Source organism: Ornithinimicrobium panacihumi, from assembly GCF_052073805.1.
Taxonomy (GTDB): Bacteria; Actinomycetota; Actinomycetes; order Actinomycetales; family Dermatophilaceae; genus Ornithinicoccus; species Ornithinicoccus panacihumi.
In genome coordinates, this window is the sequence record NZ_JBQGWG010000002.1 from 217,637 (window position 1) to 235,192 (window position 17,556).

The 17,556-nt window shown below is 71.9% G+C and carries 18 protein-coding genes; 9 read left to right on the forward strand and 9 right to left on the reverse strand.

Annotation, left to right across the window (positions count from 1 at the left end; translation table 11 throughout):
- Positions 1-11: 11 nt before the first annotated feature.
- The 3 genes from rlmB to ACTMMA_RS03155 form a co-directional block, all read right to left on the reverse strand.
- Positions 12-965 carry a 23S rRNA (guanosine(2251)-2'-O)-methyltransferase RlmB gene (gene rlmB / locus ACTMMA_RS03145; RefSeq protein ID WP_441188643.1) on the reverse strand — a complete coding sequence of 318 codons (954 nt, stop codon included), beginning with the start codon at positions 963-965 and terminating at the stop codon, positions 12-14.
- Positions 966-993: 28 nt separating this feature from the next.
- The gene (gene cysS, locus ACTMMA_RS03150) at positions 994-2,439 is read right to left on the reverse strand and encodes a cysteine--tRNA ligase (RefSeq protein WP_441188644.1); all 1,446 of its coding nucleotides are present in this window, start codon (positions 2,437-2,439) and stop codon (positions 994-996) included.
- A gap of 88 nt (positions 2,440-2,527) precedes the next feature.
- Positions 2,528-3,097: an AMIN-like domain-containing (lipo)protein gene (locus ACTMMA_RS03155; RefSeq protein ID WP_441188645.1), complete on the reverse strand. Its 570-nt coding sequence runs from the start codon at positions 3,095-3,097 to the stop codon at positions 2,528-2,530.
- A gap of 233 nt (positions 3,098-3,330) precedes the next feature.
- Between ACTMMA_RS03155 and ACTMMA_RS03160 the strand changes: the two genes are divergently transcribed.
- From ACTMMA_RS03160 to ACTMMA_RS03185, 6 genes are all read left to right on the forward strand, one after another.
- Positions 3,331-4,470, forward strand: coding sequence for an acyl-CoA dehydrogenase family protein (locus ACTMMA_RS03160; protein WP_441188646.1), 1,140 nt, complete (start codon positions 3,331-3,333; stop codon positions 4,468-4,470).
- A gap of 96 nt (positions 4,471-4,566) precedes the next feature.
- Positions 4,567-5,496 carry a 3-hydroxyisobutyrate dehydrogenase gene (gene mmsB / locus ACTMMA_RS03165; protein ID WP_441188647.1) on the forward strand — a complete coding sequence of 310 codons (930 nt, stop codon included), beginning with the start codon at positions 4,567-4,569 and terminating at the stop codon, positions 5,494-5,496.
- Positions 5,493-6,302 (forward strand): enoyl-CoA hydratase, encoded by an 810-nt coding sequence (locus ACTMMA_RS03170; protein ID WP_441188648.1) that lies wholly within the window; start codon positions 5,493-5,495, stop codon positions 6,300-6,302. The genes mmsB and ACTMMA_RS03170 overlap by 4 nt, the downstream gene beginning before the upstream one ends.
- A gap of 43 nt (positions 6,303-6,345) precedes the next feature.
- On the forward strand, positions 6,346-7,845 hold the full coding sequence (locus tag ACTMMA_RS03175) for an aldehyde dehydrogenase family protein (protein WP_441188649.1): 1,500 nt from the start codon (positions 6,346-6,348) through the stop codon (positions 7,843-7,845).
- Positions 7,846-7,952: 107 nt separating this feature from the next.
- Positions 7,953-8,615 carry a GOLPH3/VPS74 family protein gene (locus ACTMMA_RS03180; protein WP_441188650.1) on the forward strand — a complete coding sequence of 221 codons (663 nt, stop codon included), beginning with the start codon at positions 7,953-7,955 and terminating at the stop codon, positions 8,613-8,615.
- 25 nt (positions 8,616-8,640) lie between these two features.
- Complete coding sequence (locus ACTMMA_RS03185) at positions 8,641-9,276, forward strand: GOLPH3/VPS74 family protein (protein WP_441188651.1); 636 nt, start codon at positions 8,641-8,643, stop codon at positions 9,274-9,276.
- 39 nt (positions 9,277-9,315) lie between these two features.
- On the opposite strand, the gene ACTMMA_RS03190 is transcribed toward ACTMMA_RS03185, so the two are convergent.
- From ACTMMA_RS03190 to ACTMMA_RS03210, 5 genes are all read right to left on the reverse strand, one after another.
- Positions 9,316-9,957 (reverse strand): MBL fold metallo-hydrolase, encoded by a 642-nt coding sequence (locus tag ACTMMA_RS03190; protein ID WP_441188652.1) that lies wholly within the window; start codon positions 9,955-9,957, stop codon positions 9,316-9,318.
- Positions 9,954-11,069 (reverse strand): S-(hydroxymethyl)mycothiol dehydrogenase, encoded by a 1,116-nt coding sequence (locus ACTMMA_RS03195; protein WP_441188771.1) that lies wholly within the window; start codon positions 11,067-11,069, stop codon positions 9,954-9,956. Before ACTMMA_RS03195 ends, ACTMMA_RS03190 begins: the two co-directional genes overlap by 4 nt.
- A 486-nt stretch (positions 11,070-11,555) precedes the next feature.
- Complete coding sequence (gene ispF / locus ACTMMA_RS03200) at positions 11,556-12,056, reverse strand: 2-C-methyl-D-erythritol 2,4-cyclodiphosphate synthase (RefSeq protein ID WP_441188653.1); 501 nt, start codon at positions 12,054-12,056, stop codon at positions 11,556-11,558.
- Positions 12,053-13,375, reverse strand: a complete 1,323-nt coding sequence (gene ispD, locus ACTMMA_RS03205) for a 2-C-methyl-D-erythritol 4-phosphate cytidylyltransferase (RefSeq protein ID WP_441188772.1) — start codon at positions 13,373-13,375, stop codon at positions 12,053-12,055. Before ispD ends, ispF begins: the two co-directional genes overlap by 4 nt.
- Complete coding sequence (locus ACTMMA_RS03210; RefSeq protein WP_441188773.1) at positions 13,372-13,854, reverse strand: CarD family transcriptional regulator; 483 nt, start codon at positions 13,852-13,854, stop codon at positions 13,372-13,374. The genes ispD and ACTMMA_RS03210 overlap by 4 nt, the downstream gene beginning before the upstream one ends.
- Before the next feature lie 167 nt (positions 13,855-14,021).
- Here ACTMMA_RS03210 and ACTMMA_RS03215 point away from each other — a divergent pair, with 167 nt between their 5' ends.
- On the forward strand, positions 14,022-14,561 hold the full coding sequence (locus ACTMMA_RS03215) for a hypothetical protein (RefSeq protein WP_441188654.1): 540 nt from the start codon (positions 14,022-14,024) through the stop codon (positions 14,559-14,561).
- A gap of 76 nt (positions 14,562-14,637) precedes the next feature.
- Here the strand turns inward: ACTMMA_RS03215 and phoU are convergent, their stop codons facing one another.
- Positions 14,638-15,339: a phosphate signaling complex protein PhoU gene (phoU, locus tag ACTMMA_RS03220; protein ID WP_441188655.1), complete on the reverse strand. Its 702-nt coding sequence runs from the start codon at positions 15,337-15,339 to the stop codon at positions 14,638-14,640.
- A gap of 200 nt (positions 15,340-15,539) precedes the next feature.
- On the opposite strand from phoU, the gene ACTMMA_RS03225 reads away from it, so the two are divergent.
- Together ACTMMA_RS03225 and ACTMMA_RS03230 are read left to right on the forward strand one after the other, a co-directional pair.
- Positions 15,540-16,817 carry a sensor histidine kinase gene (locus tag ACTMMA_RS03225; protein WP_441188656.1) on the forward strand — a complete coding sequence of 426 codons (1,278 nt, stop codon included), beginning with the start codon at positions 15,540-15,542 and terminating at the stop codon, positions 16,815-16,817.
- Positions 16,814-17,497, forward strand: a complete 684-nt coding sequence (locus ACTMMA_RS03230; RefSeq protein ID WP_441188657.1) for a response regulator — start codon at positions 16,814-16,816, stop codon at positions 17,495-17,497. The genes ACTMMA_RS03225 and ACTMMA_RS03230 overlap by 4 nt, the downstream gene beginning before the upstream one ends.
- Positions 17,498-17,556: the final 59 nt, after the last annotated feature.

Genomic DNA, 17,556 nt, shown 5'->3' on the forward strand with positions numbered 1-17,556 from the left:
TGACAAGGGGGTCAGCGGCGGCGGGAGCGGGCGATCTCGTAGAGCGTGACCGCCGTGGCGATGCCGGCGTTGAGCGACTCGGTGACACCCGCCATCGGGATGGAGACGATCTGGTCGCAGTTCTCGCGGACCAGGCGCGAGAGGCCCTTGCCCTCCGAGCCGACGACCACGACGAGCGGCTGGTCGGCCAGCTCCAGACCCGGCAGGTCGACATCGCCCTCGGCGTCCAGCCCGACCACGAAGAAGCCCGCCTTGCGGTAGTCCTGCAGCGCGCGCGTCAGGTTGGTCGCCTGCGCGACCGGGATGCGGGCGGCGGCGCCGGCCGAGGTCTTCCACGCGGAGGCGGTCATCCCGGCCGAGCGTCGGGCCGGCAGCACGACGCCGTGGCCGCCGAAGGCACCCACGGAGCGGATGATCGCGCCCAGGTTGCGGGGATCGGTGATGCCGTCGAGGGCCACGATCAGCGGCGTCCCCGGCAGCTCGACGTGCAGCAGGTCCTCGGGGTGGACGTAGTCGTAGGCCGGCACCTGCAGCGCCAGGCCCTGGTGGACGGCACCGTCGGCGATGCGGTCCAGCTCGGCGCGGGGCGCCTCGAGCACGGCGATGCCGGCCTCGGTCGCCAGGGTGATCGACTCCTTGACCCGGTCGTCGGACTCCAGGCGCGAGGCGACGTAGAGCGTCGAGGCCGGGATGTGCGTGCGCAGCGCCTCCACGACCGCGTTGCGGCCCACCACGACCTCCGAGGAGCCCTTGGTGCTGCCGCGGCGCGGCTGCGAGGAGCGCCGGGTGGCCGAGGCCTTGGCGTCGCGGGCGGCGCGGCGCGCGGCCGGGTGGCCCGTGCGGTCCTCGGCCTTCGGGGTCGGCCCGCGGCCCTTGAGCTGCTTGCGCCGCTGCCCGCCGGAGCCGACGACCGCGCCCTTCTTGTTGCTCGTGCGCGCGTTGCGGCGCTGCTGGTTTCCAGCCATCGTCTCTCTCCGTCTGCTCTCGTCGCCGTCAGCGCAGCGTCCAGCGCGCGCCGGTGGGGGTGTCCTCGATGACGACGCCGAGGGCCGTCAGCTGGTCGCGGATGGCGTCGGCCGCCGCGAAGTCCTTGTCCTTGCGCGCCTGCGCCCGGGCCGCGAGCCGCTCCTCGACCAGGGCGCCCAGCACCGCCGCGGCCTTGTCGTCCCCGCCGCCGGACGTCGCGCCCCACGAGGGGTCCAGCGGGTTGATGCCGAGCACGTCGAGCATGGCGACCAGGGAGTGGAGCACGTCGAGCCGTGTCTCCATGTTCTCGCCCGGTCGGCCCTCGTCCAGCGCCCGGTTGATGTCCCGCACGACGGTGAAGACCTCGGCGAGCGCCTCGGGCACGTTGACATCGTCGTCGAGGGCCTGCGCGAAGGGAGCTGTCACCCGCCACCCGCGGGCGGCCTCACGCACCGAGGCACGGTCCGACCACTCCTCGATGGCGCGCTCGAGCGTCTTCTCGATCCGTCCGAAGGCGGCGGCAGCCTCCTCGAGGGACCCTTCCCCATACTCGATCGTCGAGCGGTAGTGGGCCGCGCCGAGGTAGTAGCGCAGCACGATGGGCCGCACGGTCTTGGTCAGCTCGGTGACCGCGAGCGCGTTGCCGAGGGACTTGCCCATCTTGGCGCCCTTGACCGTGACCCAGGCGTTGTGCAGCCAGAAGTTGGCGAAGTCGAGGCCCGCGGCGCGCGACTGGGCCTGCTCGTTCTCGTGGTGCGGGAAGCGCAGGTCGACGCCGCCGCCGTGGATGTCGAAGGCGTCGCCGAGATACTTGCGCGCCATCGCCGAGCACTCCAGGTGCCAGCCCGGCCGGCCGCGGCCGTAGGGGGTCGGCCAGGAGGCGGTCTCCGGCTCACCGGCCTTGAAGCCCTTCCACAGCGCGAAGTCGCGGGGGTCGCGCTTGCCCCGCGGGTCGGCGTCGGCCGCGGCCTCCATGTCGTCGATCTTCTGGCGCGTGAGCTCGCCGTAGGCCGGCCAGGAGCGCACGTCGAAGTAGACGTCGCCGCTGCCGTCCTCGGCGGCGTAGGCGTGCCCCTTCTCGACGAGGGTGTCGATCATCTCGACCTGCTCGGTGATGTGGCCGGTCGCGCGGGGCTCGTAGGTCGGCGGCAGCACCCCGAGCAGGTCGAGTGCGTGGCTGGTCGCCCGCTCGTGGGCATAGCTCCAGGCCCACCACGGCTCGTCGTGCTCGGCGGACTTGGCCAGGATCTTGTCGTCGATGTCCGTGACGTTGCGCACCAGGGTCACGTCGTAGCCGTGGCCCCGCTCTAGCCAGCGCCGCAGGATGTCGAACGCGACGGCGAAACGCACGTGCCCGATGTGCGGGCTGCCCTGGGTGGTGAGCCCGCAGATGTAGATGCCGACCCGTCCGGGCTCGAGCGGTTCGAAGGGCCGCAGCTCGCGGGAGGCGGTGTCATAGAGGTGGAGGCTCACCCGACAAGGTTACCGGCGGTATGCGGCTCCCCCCACCTTCCTGGGCTCGACGTACCGCACCCTCGGGTCAGGGGCGGGCCTGGCCCGGTCACCAGCGGTGGGCGACGTCGATCACGACGCGGGAGCCGGTGCCCGGGCCGTCCAGCAGCATCACGCGGTAGGGCAGGCGGGCCCGGACGCCGACGCCGAAGGCCGTCCCGCCCTCGAACGACCCGGCCAGCGCGACCTGCCGCAAGGTGTCCCAGCCGGTGACGTTCACGACCCGTGACCGGTCGCGCGGGGAGTAGGTCGCCCGCCCCTGCTCGTCGTAGGCGGGCACCGTGACCTCCACCTGGAGCCTGGCGCCACCGCTGAGCGGCACCACCTGACCCGAGCCGGGGGCACGGACCGCGTCGACGTAGCGGACCGCATACCCGATCTTGCTGGCCGGCACACCGGCGACGTCGACGACGATCCGGTCGAAGCACTCGTGCCGCCCCGCCCTCAGGTCGGTGACCGTGCCGTCACCCACCCGGGAGTCGGGGTCGCTCCTGGCGAGCGAGCCCCAGGTGACCTGGCAGCCGGTGGCCGCCGTGGCCGGTGCGAGCGCGGCCACCGAGGTGGGCACGAGCAGCACGGCCGCGAGGGCGGCGCTGGTGAGGGTGCGCGTGGTCTTCATGATGCGTCCTTCCGGTGGGGACCCCGGCGGGGTCCTTCACCAGGTATGTCGCAGCAGGCCGTCGAAAGGTGCAGGAGACGGGGGTATGCGCTGCCCGTCACCGGTCCGGGGGCGGCCCCAGGACCGTCCGGGGCACGAGTAGGGTGAAGACGTAGATCCCGGCCCGCCCGGGCGAGCACGACGACGCGGTCCGGTGCCCCGATGTGCTGGTCGCCATCTTTGACGGAGGAGCCATGACCCTCGACGACGAGGACCTTGCCGCGATGCTGTCCGCGGTCCGCCAGTTCGCGGAGAGCGAGCTCGCACCCCACGCGCAGGAGCGCGACGAGCAGAAGATCTTCCCCGTCGAGGTGCTGGTCGAGGCCGGCGAGATGGGCCTGGGCGGGCTCTACGTGCAGGAGGAGCACGGCGGCACCGGGCTGACCCGGCAGGTCTCCGCCCGGATCCTGTCCGAGCTGGCCCGTGGTGACGTGGCGCTGGCCGCCTACGTGAGCATCCACAACATGGTGGCCTGGATGATCGACACCTTCGCCACCGACGAGATGCGGGCCCACTGGCTGCCCGGCCTGACCTCGATGGAGCAGCTGGGCAGCTACTGCCTCACCGAGCCGGACGCCGGCTCGGACGCGGCAGCCCTGCGCACCACCGCCCGCAAGGACGGCGACGACTACGTCCTCAACGGCGTCAAGCAGTTCATCTCCGGCGCCGGCAGCTCGGCGGTCTACGTCGTGATGGCCCGCACCGGTGACGCCGGCCCCAAGGGCATCTCGGCCTTCATCGTCCCCGACGGCACCGAGGGCCTGTCCTTCGGTCCCAACGAGCACAAGATGGGCTGGAACACCCAGCCCACACGCCAGGTGATGATGGACAACGTCCGCGTCCCTGCCGGCAACCTGCTCGGCAACGAGGGCGACGGCTTCACCATCGCCATGCGCGGGCTCAACGGCGGCCGCATCAACATCGCCGCCTGCTCCCTCGGCGGCGCCTCCTGGGCCGCCGACCGGGCCAAGGCCTACCTGCAGGAGCGGTCCGCCTTCGGCAAGCCGCTGGCCGCCCAGCAGGCGCTGCAGTTCAAGGTCGCCGACATGGAGACGGCGCTGGAGGCCTCCCGCTGCCTGCTCGACCGGGCCGCCTCAGCCCTGGACGCCAAGTCCCCCGACGCCGTCAAGCTCTGCGCGATGGCCAAGCAGTTCGTCACCGACCAGTGCTTCGACGTGGCCAACACCGCCCTCCAGCTGCACGGTGGCTACGGCTACCTGGCGGAGTACGGCATCGAGCGGGTGCTGCGCGACCTGCGGGTCCACCAGATCCTCGAGGGCACCAACGAGATCATGCGCGTCATCGTCAGCCGGGCCGCCCTCGGCGACGGCTGAGGCCCACCGGCACCAGGCCGGGTCCGACCCCGGACCCGGCCGAACCCCATACCCCCCATCTGAACTACGACAGCCATCCCCCACGAGAGCAGGAGCATGAGCATGAGCGCGAAGGTGGCCTTCATCGGCCTGGGCAACATGGGCGGCCCGATGGCTGCCAACCTCGTCAAGGCCGGCTACGAGGTGACCGGCTTCGACCCGATGCCGGAGGCGCAGGACAAGGCGCGCGAGGCCGGGGTCACGGTGGCGGGCTCCCCCGCCGAGGCGGCCAAGGAGGCCGAGGTCGTCATCACGATGCTGCCCAACGGCAAGCTCGTCCTCGACGTCTACACCGGCCGTGACGGCCAGGAGCCGCTCGTGGGCGCCGCCCCGCAGGGTGCGCTCTTCGTCGACTGCTCCACGATCGCGGTCCAGGACGCCCGGGACGCGGCCCAGGCCGCCCTCGACGCGGGCTACCGCGCCGCCGACGCCCCCGTCTCCGGTGGCACCGTCGGCGCCGAGGCCGGCACCCTGACCTTCATGGTCGGCGCCGCCGAGGGCGACATCGAGCAGCTGCGCACGGTGCTGGAGCCGATGGCCGGGCGCGTCGTCCACTGCGGCGACGTCGGCGCGGGCCAGGCCGCCAAGATCTGCAACAACATGATCCTGGGCATCTCGATGATCGCCGTCTCGGAGGCCTTCGTGCTCGGTGAGCGTCTGGGCCTGACCCACCAGGCGCTCTTCGACGTGGCCTCGACCGCATCCGGCCAGTGCTGGGCGCTGACGACCAACTGCCCCGTCCCCGGGCCGGTCCCGACCAGCCCCGCCAACCGCGGCTTCACCGGCGGCTTCGGCACCCCGCTGATGGCCAAGGACCTCGGCCTGGCCATGCACGCTGCCGACAGCACCGGCACCGACACCCGCCTGGGCCAGCTGGCCACCGACATCTATCAGCAGTTCGCCACCGAGGGCGGCGTGGGCCGCGACTTCTCGGCGATCATCGAGGAGATCCGCGCCACCGGCGGCGAGACGGAGGAGAGCAAGTGAGCGAGCAGACCCCCGACAAGGCCTCCGAGGGCGACTACGAGACCATCACCGTCGAGCGGATCGACCGCGTCGCGGTCATCACCCTCAACCGGCCCAAGGCGCTCAACGCCCTCAACGCCAAGCTCAACGAGGAGGTCGTCGAGGCCGCCATCGCCCTGGACGCCGACCCGGGCATCGGCTGCATCGTGCTGACCGGCGCGGGCGAGAAGGCCTTCGCCGCCGGCGCCGACATCAAGGAGATGGCGGCCCTGGGCTACGCCGAGGTCATCGAGCAGGACTACTTCTCCCCGTGGGACCGCTTCGCCGGGATCCGCACGCCCACCATCGCCGCCGTCAACGGCTACGCCCTCGGCGGCGGCTGCGAGCTGGCGATGATGTGCGACTTCATCATCGCCGCGGAGAACGCCCGCTTCGGCCAGCCGGAGATCACCCTGGGCACCATCCCGGCGATCGGCGGCACCCAGCGGCTGACCCGCGCCGTCGGCAAGGCCAAGGCCATGGACCTGGTCCTGACCGGCCGGATGATGGACGTCGAGGAGGCCGAGCGCTGCGGCCTGGTCGCCCGGGTCGTGCCCGTCGACCGGCTCCGCGACGAGGCCCTGGAGACCGCGGCCAAGATCGCCTCGATGTCCCTGCCCGCCGTCTACGCGGCCAAGGAAGCCGTGGCCCAGGCCTTCGAGACGAGCCTGACCGCCGGCGTGAAGTTCGAGCGCCGCACCTTCCACGCGACCTTCGCCCTGGCCGACCGGGCCGAGGGCATGGCCGCCTTCACCGAGAAGCGTCCGGCCAACTTCCGGCACGCCTGACCCCCACGACACCTGAGCACCCACAGATCGGAGCATGCGGAGCATGAAGCACCAGACCACCCTCGAGCTGAAGACCGACGAGGTCCCCGACTGGCCGATGTACATCGACGGCGAGTGGGTGACCTCCGAGGGCGGCGGCTGGACCGACGCCGTCTGCCCCTCGCGGACCGACACCGTCCTGGCCCGGGTGCCGGAGGGCACCGCCGCCGACGTCGACCGCGCCGTCGCCGCAGCCCGCAAGGCCCAGCCGGCATGGGCCGCGCAGCACTTCACCGCCCGCCAGAAGGTCCTCAACGCCATCGCCGACTCCCTCGAGGAGCACGCCGAGGAGCTCTCGGTCCTCACCGCGCAGGACACCGGCAACGCGCTGCGCACCCAGGCCCGCCCGGAGAGCGCGACCCTGGTAGCGCTGTTCCGCTACTTCGCCGGCGTGGCCGGTGAGTTCAAGGGCACCGTGCTGCCGGCCGGGGACAACCAGCTGCAGTACACCCGCATCGAGCCCCTGGGCGTCGTCGGCGCGATCCTGCCGTGGAACTCCCCCCTGATGATCGCCGCGATGAAGATCCCCGCGGCCCTCGCCGCCGGCAACACCCTCGTGGTCAAGCCGGCCGAGGACGCCCCGCTGACGATCCTGCGGATGGCCGAGATCGCCGCCGAGCACCTGCCCGCCGGCGTGCTCAACATCGTCACCGGCTTCGGCGAGACCGTCGGTGATGCGATCGTGCGCCACGAGGGGATCAACAAGGTCTCCTTCACCGGCTCCTCCGAGGTCGGTCGCCTCGTGGGCGGCGTGGCCGGCGGCCGCATCGTGGCCACCTCCCTGGAGCTGGGCGGCAAGAGCCCCAACATCGTCTTCCCCTCCGCCGCCTCCCCGGAGCGGATCGAGGAGACGGCCGCCGGCTGCCTGCTGGCGATGAGGTTCACGCGGCAGGGTCAGTCCTGCACCGCCGGCTCGCGTCTCTTCGTCCACGAGGACGTGTATGAGGAATTCCTGGAGGTCCTCGCCCGTCACGTCGGCGCGTTGAAGGTCGGTGACCCTCTGGATGAGGACACCGACATGGGCACGATCATCAGCGCCAAGCAGCACGCCCAGGTGTGCGAGTACGTCGAGGAGGGCAAGCAGCAGGAGGGCGTGCGGGTCATCCTGGACGGCAGCAACCCCGACGTCGAGGGCCTGGAGGGCTACTACCAAGGCCCGACCATCCTGGCCGGCGCCAGCAACGAGTGGCGCATCTCCCGCGAGGAGGTCTTCGGCCCGGTGCTCGTCGTCATCCCCTGGCGCGAGGTCGACGAGGTCGTGGCCATGGCCAACGACTCCCACTACGGCCTGGCGGCCTTCGTCTGGTCCGCGGACCTGGACGAGGCGATCGGCACCGCCCACCGGATCGAGTCCGGCTGGGTGCAGGTCAACCAGGGCGGCGGTCAGGTGGTCGGCCAGTCCTACGGCGGCTACAAGGACTCCGGCATCGGCCGTGAGTTCTCCCTCGAGGGCGCGATCGCCGGCTTCACCCAGACCAAGCAGATCAACGTCAAGCTCGGCTGACGCACCCACGTCGGCCGCTCGGCCCGCGGGCCCGTCCACCCGGTGGTGGGCGGGCCCGTCGCCGTCCCCGAGCCTCTGCCGCACGGTGCCGCCCGTAGGGTGTGCCCATGCTGATCGCCGAGGACATCCTGCTCCTGGGGACCGACGAGCGGGGCCGGGACCTCTTCCAGCAGTACCGCCAGATCGTCGTGGGTGGGGCCGTGCTGACCGAGCTGATGCTGCGCGGCAACCTGGGCCTGGACGGGAAGGGGAAGATCCAGGTCCGCGAGGCTCCTGCCCCGACCGAGCCGTTGCTGGCCCAGGGCCTGCAGGAGCTGGCCAGGCGCGATGGCCGTCGGGCCAGGTTCGTCATCCCCCAGCTGGGCACCGGCCTGCTGGACACCGCCCTGGCCGGCCTGTCCCGGGAGGAGATCCTGCAGCCCGAGCGGATGCGCCTGCTGGGCATCCCGGTCGGCACCAGCTGGGAGCTGGTCATGCCGGCGGTCCGGCAGCAGCGCCAGCGCCAGCTCGCCGCCGTGCTCCTGGGCATGGAGCAGCCCACCACCTCGACGGGGGCGACGATCGCCCTCCTGCAGGCCGCCAACGTCATCACCCGTGTCTTCCCGTCGGAGATGCGTCCGGCCACCAGCGACAAAGAGCTCAGGGAGCGGGCCCGTGCGGTGGCCACCGGTGGCTGGGAGCCGGGCGACGAGGCTGCCCTCGTGCTGGAGGGGGCGCGGGTGACTCGCCACGCCTGGCAGGGGGCCCGGCGCCACGCCGGCCGGTTGTGACGATGGACCCGGTTAGCGTGGCTCCATGCTCATCGCCGAGGAGTTCCTGCTGCTGACCATGAACGACAAGGGCATCTCGTCCGTCACCAACCGTGAGACCGGCACGGCGGGTGCCCTGTTGTCCGAGCTCGCGGGCCAGGAGCGGGTGATGGTCGACGAGAGGGGCCGGCTCCAGGTCGTCGACGCCTCCTCCACCGGGGACGCGATCCTCGACGAGGCCCTGGTCCGGATCGGCGACAGGCAGGGCAAGAAGCCCCAGTCGGTGCTGGGCCCCCTCGGCAAGGGGATGAACAAGGTCCTGCTCGAGCGGCTCGCGGTCGCCGAGATCGTGGAGGCCGACCGCAACGAGGCGCTGGGGGTCTCGCTCTTCACCACCTGGCCGTTCGTGGACACGGCCCACCGGGACGCCCTCCGTCAGGACCTGCTGCGGGTGCTCTCCGCCCAGGCCGAGCCGGACCTGCGCACCGGGACGTTGATCTCGCTGCTGCAGGCCAACTCCGCCTGGTCCACGGCGCTGCCCAAGGACGCGCGGGGCGGTCTCAAGGGCGGCGACATCAAGCGCAGCGCCAAGGAGATCGCCAAGGGCCGCTGGGGCAGCGAGGCCGTGCGCAAGGCGGTCGAGGCCGCCAACGCCGCGCTCTTCGTCGCCGTCTACAGCTGAGCCGGCCGCTCACCTCACGACCGCCACGCCGGGCCTCGCTCAGCTGCCCCGGTCGATCCACTCCTGCAGGTGCGGCTTCTCGGCTCCGATCGAGGTGCTGCCGCCGTGGCCCGTGTGCACCACCGTCTCTTCGGGCAGTGTCAGCAGCTTGGTGCTGATCGAGTCGATGATCGTGCCGAAGTCGCTGTGCGACCGCCCCGTCGCACCCGGGCCACCCTCGAAGAGGGTGTCGCCGCTGAAGAGCACGCCCAGGTCCGGGGAGTAGAAGCAGCACGCGCCCGGCGCGTGGCCGGGGGTATGGAGCACGCGCAGCATCAGGTCGCCCACGGGCACGAGCTGGCCGTCCGTCAGGTCCTCGTCCCATCTCCGGCCCTCGTGCCGCTGGTCCCACAGGACCTGCTCGCCGGGGTGCAGGTAGATCGGGGCGCCGGTGCGCTCCTTGAGGTCGAAGACGACGTCGACGTGGTCGGAGTGGGCGTGGGTGAGCAGGATCGCGGTGACCTTCCGGTCCCCCACGACCTCCATGATCTTCTCCGCGTCGTGCGGGGCGTCGAGCACGACGCACTCCTGGTCGTCGCCCACGACCCAGACGTTGTTGTCCACCTCCCACGTGCCGCCGTCCAGCTCGAAGGTGCCGGTGGTCACGCCGTGGTCGATCCGGACCTGGCCGTCGTTGGTCATGCCTGCTCCTTGTCCAGCACGACGACCGAGCGAAGGACCTCGCCGCCGTGCATCTTGTCGAAGGCCGCCTCCACCTGGTCCAGCACGATCGTCTCGGTGACGAAGGCGTCGAGGTCGAAGCGGCCCTGGCGGTAGAGGTCGATGAGCATCGGGAAGTCGCGGGAGGGCAGGCAGTCGCCGTACCAGCTGGACTTCAGCGCGCCGCCTCGCCCGAAGACGTCCAGCAGCGGCAGCGTGATCTCCATGTCGGGGGTCGGGACGCCGACCAGCACGACGGTTCCGGCGAGGTCGCGGGCGTAGAAGGCCTGGCGGTAGGTCTCCGGCCGGCCCACCGCCTCGACCACGACGTCGGCGCCGTTGCCGCCGGTCAGCTCCTGGATCGCCTCGACCGTGTCCTGCTCCTTGCTGTTGACGGTGTGGGTCGCGCCGAACCGCTTGGCTCCCTCGAGCTTGCGGTCGTCGATGTCGACGGCGATGACCTTCGTCGCCCCGGCGATCGAGGCCCCCGCGATGGCCGCGCTGCCCACGCCGCCGCAGCCGATCACGGCCACGCTGTCGCCCCGGGTCACGCCGCCGGTGTTGACCGCCGCGCCGAAGCCGGCCATCACGCCGCAGCCGAGCAGGCCGGCCGCGACGGCCGAGGCCTCCCGGTCGACCTTGGTGCACTGGCCGGCGTGGACGAGGGTCTTCTCGATGAAGGCGCCGATCCCCAGGGCGGCGGACAGCTCTCTCCCTGCCATCGGGTCGCCCTCGGCCAGGGTCATCTTCTGGGTGGCGTTGTGGGTGGCGAAGCAGTACCACGGCTTGCCCTTGGCGCAGGCCCGGCACTGCCCGCAGACGGCCCGCCAGTTGAGGATGACGAAGTCCCCGGGGGCGACATCGGTCACGCCCTCCCCGACCGCCTCCACGGTCCCGGCAGCCTCGTGGCCGAGAAGGAAGGGGAACTCGTCGTTGATCCCGCCCTCGCGGTAGTGCAGGTCGGTGTGGCAGACGCCGCAGGCCTCGACCCGGACCACCGCCTCCCCCGGTCCCGGGTCGGGCACGACGATGTCGACGACCTCGACCTCGGCTCCCTTGCTGCGGGCGATGACGCCCTTGACGGTCTGGGGCATGGCGACCTCCTGCTTGTCGGCGGTGGGGGTCGCGAGCACTCGTCCGCGACCTCTCTCCCACCCTAGGGGTCGGTGCCCCCGGGGCGCTGGGGGATAGCACCGTGGGCAGGACCGCCCCGCGTGCGCAGCGCCGAAGACGAACGGTTCGACCACCCGGGGACCTGAGCCTGCTGGACAACATCGTCCTGACCGCCTCCCTGGACCGGGTCGGGACCTCGGCGTCACGGCGCGCGCGGGCCGAGCAGCTCATGCAGCGGTCCGACGAGCAGGGCGACGGGCAGCGGCCGATCACGAGGAGGACCGCCTCGACCTGCTCACCGCCCGGATGCGCGAACTCTGCATTTGAGCCCTCCGCGCCTCCGCAACCTCATGAGGGAAACCTCGCCTGATGAGGGTTATAACCCGGACGAAGAACGGTTTCCCTCATGAAGTGGCTGGGGTGGGTGAGAGGTTGCGGCACATGGCCGGGGGCGGGGGCGCGGCGGGTCAGCTGGTCGGCGTGCGCGGCGCCACCAGCGCCGTGGCGATGCCGGCCAGGCCCTCGCCGCGACCGGTGAAGCCCAGCCCGTCGGTGGTCGCCGCGCTCACCGAGACCGGTGCCCCACCCAGCGCCGCGGACATGGCGGCCTCCATCTCCTCCCGGCGGGGGCCGACGCGGGGACGCTTCCCCACGAGCTGCACGGCCACGTTCCCGATGACGAAGCCGCCCTCCTCCAGCATCCCGAGCACGTGGGCGAGCATCTGCGCTCCCGAGGCCCCTGCCATCTCCGGGCGGTCGGTGCCGAAGACCGAGCCGAGGTCCCCCATACCTGCGGCCGACAGCAGCGCGTTGCAGGCGGCGTGAGCGGCGACGTCACCGTCGCTGTGCCCCTCGATCCCCCGCTCCCCCGGCCACTCGAGGCAGCCGAGCATCAGCACCCGGTCGGAGCTCTCGGCGGCGTAGGCGTGCACATCGACGCCGATGCCGGTGCGCGGCAGGGCGGTCACGAGGTCACTTCCCGGAGGTGGTCGGCGATGCGGACTGCCAGGGTATGCGGTGCGGCGGCGGCCGTGTCGAGGCGCAGGTCGGCCTCGGGCCAGGGGTGGAGCTCACGGCCGGTGACCTGGACCCAAGTCGGGAGGGCATGGCCCTCGATGTCCGCCGTCCGGTCCTCGACGCGGCGCCGGTGGGTGTCCTCGTCCGAGCACTCGACCAGCACCCGCAGCACCCGGGCCCCGGCGCGCAGCCCGACCTCGTCCCAGGCCTCCCGCACGAGCGGGATCCCGTTGACCATGTCGGCGACGACCCCCAGCCCCGCGGCGAGCTGGTCGGCAGCGACGGCGTACGCGGCCGCATACCCCTTGGGCCCCAGCTCCTCCTCGGGGATCCCGCCGCGCACCAGACCCTGCTCGATCGTGTCGACCCGCAGGTGGGCGGCGGGCAGAAGCCGGCAGAGCTCGCGGGCGAGCTCGGTCTTGCCCACGCCCGGCAGCCCGCTGAGGACGACGAGCACGGGCCTGGCCGGGCTCTCGGCGGGGCGCTCGTCCTGCGCCAGCCACCCGGCGGCGACCTGCAGGTCGTGCGGGGTGGTGATCTTCATCCCCCGGGCGTGGCCGGGCACGACGTGGACCCGGCCGCCGAGGGCCTCGACCATGCCGGCGTCGTCGGTGACCGCCATCGCGGGATCGGTCTCGGCGTGGGCCCGCTCGAGGGTCTCGCGCAGGAAGCCCTGCGGGGTCTGCACGGCCCGCAGCGTGGAGCGGTCGACCGTGGCGACGACGTGCTCGCCGCCGTCGGGGTCGACCTCGACCTGCTTGATGGTGTCGACGACCGCAAGTGCGGGCGCGACCGCCGCGTGGCCGGCGCGCACGGCGTGCACGACGCGAGCGAAGACCTCGGGCGGGATCAGCGCCCGGGCGGCGTCGTGGACCAGGACGATGCCGACCTCGGGAGGGAGCGCGGCCAGGCCGAGCGCCACCGAGTCGGACCGTTCAGCGCCTCCCGGCACGATCGTGGGCACGGGCACCCGTCCGGTCTGCACGCCGGGACCCGTCCGGTCGGTACGCGGGGACCCGTCCGGTGGGGAGAGGGCGGCGCTGAGCTGCTGCAGGCCCTCGCGGTCGGCAGGGGCCACGACGACCACGTCGGTGATGTCCGCGCAGCCCAGGGCGGACATCAGGGCGTGCAGGACGATCGGCTCCCCGGCCAGCGGCACCAGTGCCTTGGGCATCCCGGCGCCGAGGCGGGTGCCCTGACCGGCCGCGACCAGAATGAGACCGACCCGGCCATGCTCGGCATGACCGGGTCGTGACTGCTGCTCGTTCAGGAGGCGAGAACCTCGTCGAGGGTGGACTCGGCCGTCTCCTCGTTGGTCTTCTCCGCGAGGGCCAGCTCGGAGACCAGGATCTGGCGGGCCTTGGACAGGAGGCGCTTCTCACCGGTGGACAGGCCGCGGTCCTTGTCGCGGCGCCACAGGTCGCGGACGACCTCGGCGACCTTGATGACGTCGCCGGAGGCGAGCTTCTCCAGGTTGGCCTTGTAGCGGCGCGACCAGTTGGTCGGCTCCTCGGTGTGCTCGGCGCGCAGGACCTCGAAGACCTTGTCCAGGCCTTCCTTGCCCACGACGTCGCGGACACCGACGAGATCGCAGTTCTCGGCCGGGACCTCGATGGTCAGGTCGCCCTGGGCCACCTTGAGCTTCAGGTAGAGCTTCTCCTCGCCCTTGATGGTGCGCGTCTTCATCTCTTCGATGAGAGCGGCACCGTGGTGCGGGTACACGACCGTCTCGCCGACCTTGAACGTCATCTTCACAAAGCCCCTTTCGCGGACCTCCAGAATATCACGCGTGGCGCAGGTCACTAAATCCCATGAGTGATATTTGCACTGGTCGGAGGCCCGCGGAGCCGCCCCGGCGACGGTCCTGCGGCAGGTCCTGGCCGGACCCGTGCCCCGCCCCCGCTAGGCTAGGCCCCGTGAAGACTGTCGCCACCTCCCGCCGTCGCGGCGCCGCCCTGCTCCTGGGCCTCGCCGCCGCCAGCCTGAGCCTGACCGCCTGCTCGGTCACCTCGCCGCAGACGACCCAGCTGCGCTACGCGCCCGCCGACGGCGTCGAGATGGACGGGGAGGCCCTCATGGCCCGCGACGTCCTGCTCGTCAGCCACGGCAAGGGTGCACCGGCCGTGGTCTCCGGCACCCTGGTCAACACCGGCAAGGAGCCGCTGACCGTCACGGTCAACGTCGCAGGTCAGTCGGTCGGCGAGGTCACCGTCGAGGCCGGGTCCACCGCACGCCTGGACGGCACGGCCGCCGACGGCACCCCGGGCGAGCGCCTCGTCGTGGAGGCCTTGGAGACCGCTGCCGGGGAGCACGTCGAGGTCCGCCTCCAGGCCGGCTCGGAGACGCTGGGCGCCAGCGCCCCCGTCCTCCTGCCGCAGGGCGCCTACGCCGACTTCGCCGACGACGCCGGCGGCGAGGTCGAGCCCCGCACCGAGGAGCCTGCCGCCGACCACTGACGGTCACCCGCGACATCGCACGACGAAGCGCCGCACCCCTCCCGCTGGGTGCGGCGCTTCGTCGTGTCGGTGAGGTTCAGGCCTCGGCGCGGGGCGGGTAGCCCACCTGGTGCTCGTGCTGGTCCCACTCCTCCTCGTCGTGCCAGTTGCCCGTGACGAGGAAGACGACGCGGATGGCCACGGAGACGGCGTGGTCGGCATAGCGCTCGTAGTAGCGCGAGAGCAGCGTGGCGTCGATGATGAGCTGGTTGTTGCCGGCGAACTGCTCGTCCAGCAGGACCCGGAAGACGTCCTTGTGGAGGCGGTCCATGGTGTCGTCGCGGCGCTGCAGCTCGACGGCGCCGTTGGCGTCCAGGTCGCGCACGATCTCACCCGCGCGCAGCACCATCTCCTCGGCGACCTCGGCCATCTCGGCGAAGGTGGGGCGCAGCGCCTCGGGGAGCACCTGCTCGGGATAGCGCAGCCGCGCCATCTTGGCCACGTGGGCGGCCAGGTCGCCGGCGCGCTCCAGGTCGGAGCTCATCCGCAGGGTGGTGACCAGCTGCCGCAGGTCGGTGGCCACGGGCTGCTGCCGGGCCAGCGCGTCCACGGCCCGGTTGTCGAGGTCGCGACGGATCGCGTCAATCGCGTCGTCCTCGCTGATGACCTGCTCGGCGAGGCTGAGGTCGGCCTCCATCAGCGCCTGGGTCGCGCGGCGCAGGGCGGCGGCCGACAGTCGGCTCAGCTCGACGAGCTGGTCGGAGAGCAGGGAGAGCTCCTCGTGGAAGACGCTGCGCATGCAGCCACCTTTCAGGGTCGGAAGTGCTGGTCAGATCTCGAGCCTAGAGGCGTCGAAGACCCATAGCCTGTCGAAGCTGATCACACAGACGCTCTGCACGCTGTCACCGTCGGGTGAACACGACCCGTCCCGAAGGTGAACAATCGCCGACCAGGGTGCATCCGGGCAAAGCCCCTTCCAGGGCGGCTTAGGCTGTGGTCGTGAACGCCCTGACCGCCTTCTGCCTCGGCATCGTCGTCGGGCTGCTGGCCGGTCTGGTGATCTGGGCGGTGGCCACGGCGCCCGCCCGCCATCGCCGCCTGGTGGCCGAGGCCCGCGCGATGCGTGAGGACGACCCCGTGCCCGAGGGGGCCGAGGAGATCCTGGCGGTCCTCCGGTCGGGCGGCATCGTGCTGGACAAGAGCAACAAGGTCCGCTCGGCCACCGCCTCGGCGGTCGCCTTCGGGCTGGTGCGGGGCAAGGACCTCGTGCACACCGAGCTGCGCGAGCAGGTCGCTCACGTGCAGCGGGACGGCGTCATCCGGGAGGGCGAGTTCGTCATCAACCGCGGCCCGCTGGGCTCGGGCCGCATCCTCATCGGCACCCGCGTCGCGCCGATCAGCGACGGCTTCGTGCTGATCCTGGTCGACGACCGCACCCAGGCGCACCGGGTCGAGGAGGTCCGCCGCGACTTCGTGGTCAACGTCAGCCACGAGCTCAAGACGCCGGTCGGCGGTCTGGCGCTGCTGGCCGAGGCCGTCGAGGACGCCTCCGACGACCCCGAGGCCGTGCAGCGCTTCGCCGGCCGGATGAAGACCGAGGCCGCCCGCCTCAGCCGGCTGGTGAGCGAGATCGTCGATCTCTCCCGGCTGCAGACCAGCGACATCCTCGCGGACATGGTCATCGTCGACGTGGCCGAGTGCGCCTCGGAGGCGGTCGACCAGATCTCGGTGGTCGCCGGCAGCCGCGAGGTCATGGCCATCGCCTGGCCGGAGCCGGACGGCACGCGCGTCTACGGCGACCGCGACCTCATCGTCACCGCGATCCGCAACCTGGTGGCCAACGCCGTGGCCTACTCCGAGGACGGCACCCGCGTCACCGTCGTGACCCGCCGCGCGGGCGACCTGGTCGAGGTGGCCGTCACCGACCAGGGCAGCGGGATCAGGACCGAGGACCAGGAGCGCATCTTCGAGCGCTTCTACCGCCTCGACAGCGCCCGCAGCCGCCAGACCGGGGGTACCGGCCTGGGCCTGTCGATCGTCAAGCACATCTGCGCCAACCACGGCGGCACCATCTCGGTCTGGAGCCAGGAGGGGCACGGCTCGACCTTCACCATCCAGCTGCCCGCCATCCACGACGACGACCGAGCGACCGGGTCCCCCGCGCCCCATACCGCCGGGCAGCCGCGCCGCGTGGCCGACCCGGCGCACGGCAACACCACCCCGCCCCAGGGCGAGACCCGCCCCGACCCGAGCCAGACACGAAAGGTTCTGCGATGACGCGCATTCTCGTCGTGGAGGACGAGGAGTCGTTCTCCGACCCGCTGTCCTACCTCCTCCGCAAGGAGGGCTACGACGTGGCCGTGGCCGAGACCGGTCCCGACGCCCTCACCGAGTTCGACCGCAACGGGGCCGACCTGGTCCTGCTGGACCTCATGCTGCCCGGGCTGTCCGGCGTCGACGTGTGCCGCGCGCTGCGGCAGCGCTCCTCGGTCCCGGTGATCATGCTCACCGCCAAGGACTCCGAGGTGGACAAGGTGGTCGGGCTGGAGATCGGCGCCGACGACTACGTCACCAAGCCCTACTCCGGGCGTGAGCTGCTGGCCCGCATCAAGGCGGTCCTGCGCCGGCTGGCCGAGCCCGAGGACCTCATGCCCTCGACCATCGAGTCCGGCCCGGTGCGGATGGACGTCGAGCGGCACAGCGTCCGGGTCGACGGCCGCGAGGTCGCCATGCCGCTGAAGGAGTTCGAGCTGCTGGAGATGCTCCTGCGCAACGCCGGCCGCGTCATGACCCGCGGCCAGCTCATCGACCGCGTCTGGGGCAGCGACTACGTCGGCGACACCAAGACCCTCGACGTCCACGTCAAGCGGCTGCGCGCCAAGATCGAGCCCGACCCCTCCCACCCGGTGCACATCACCACCGTGCGCGGCCTGGGCTACAAGTTCGAGTCCGCCTGAGGACCGCCCGCACGCACGACGAGGGGCTGCCGCGCCGGAGCGCGGCAGCCCCTCGTCGT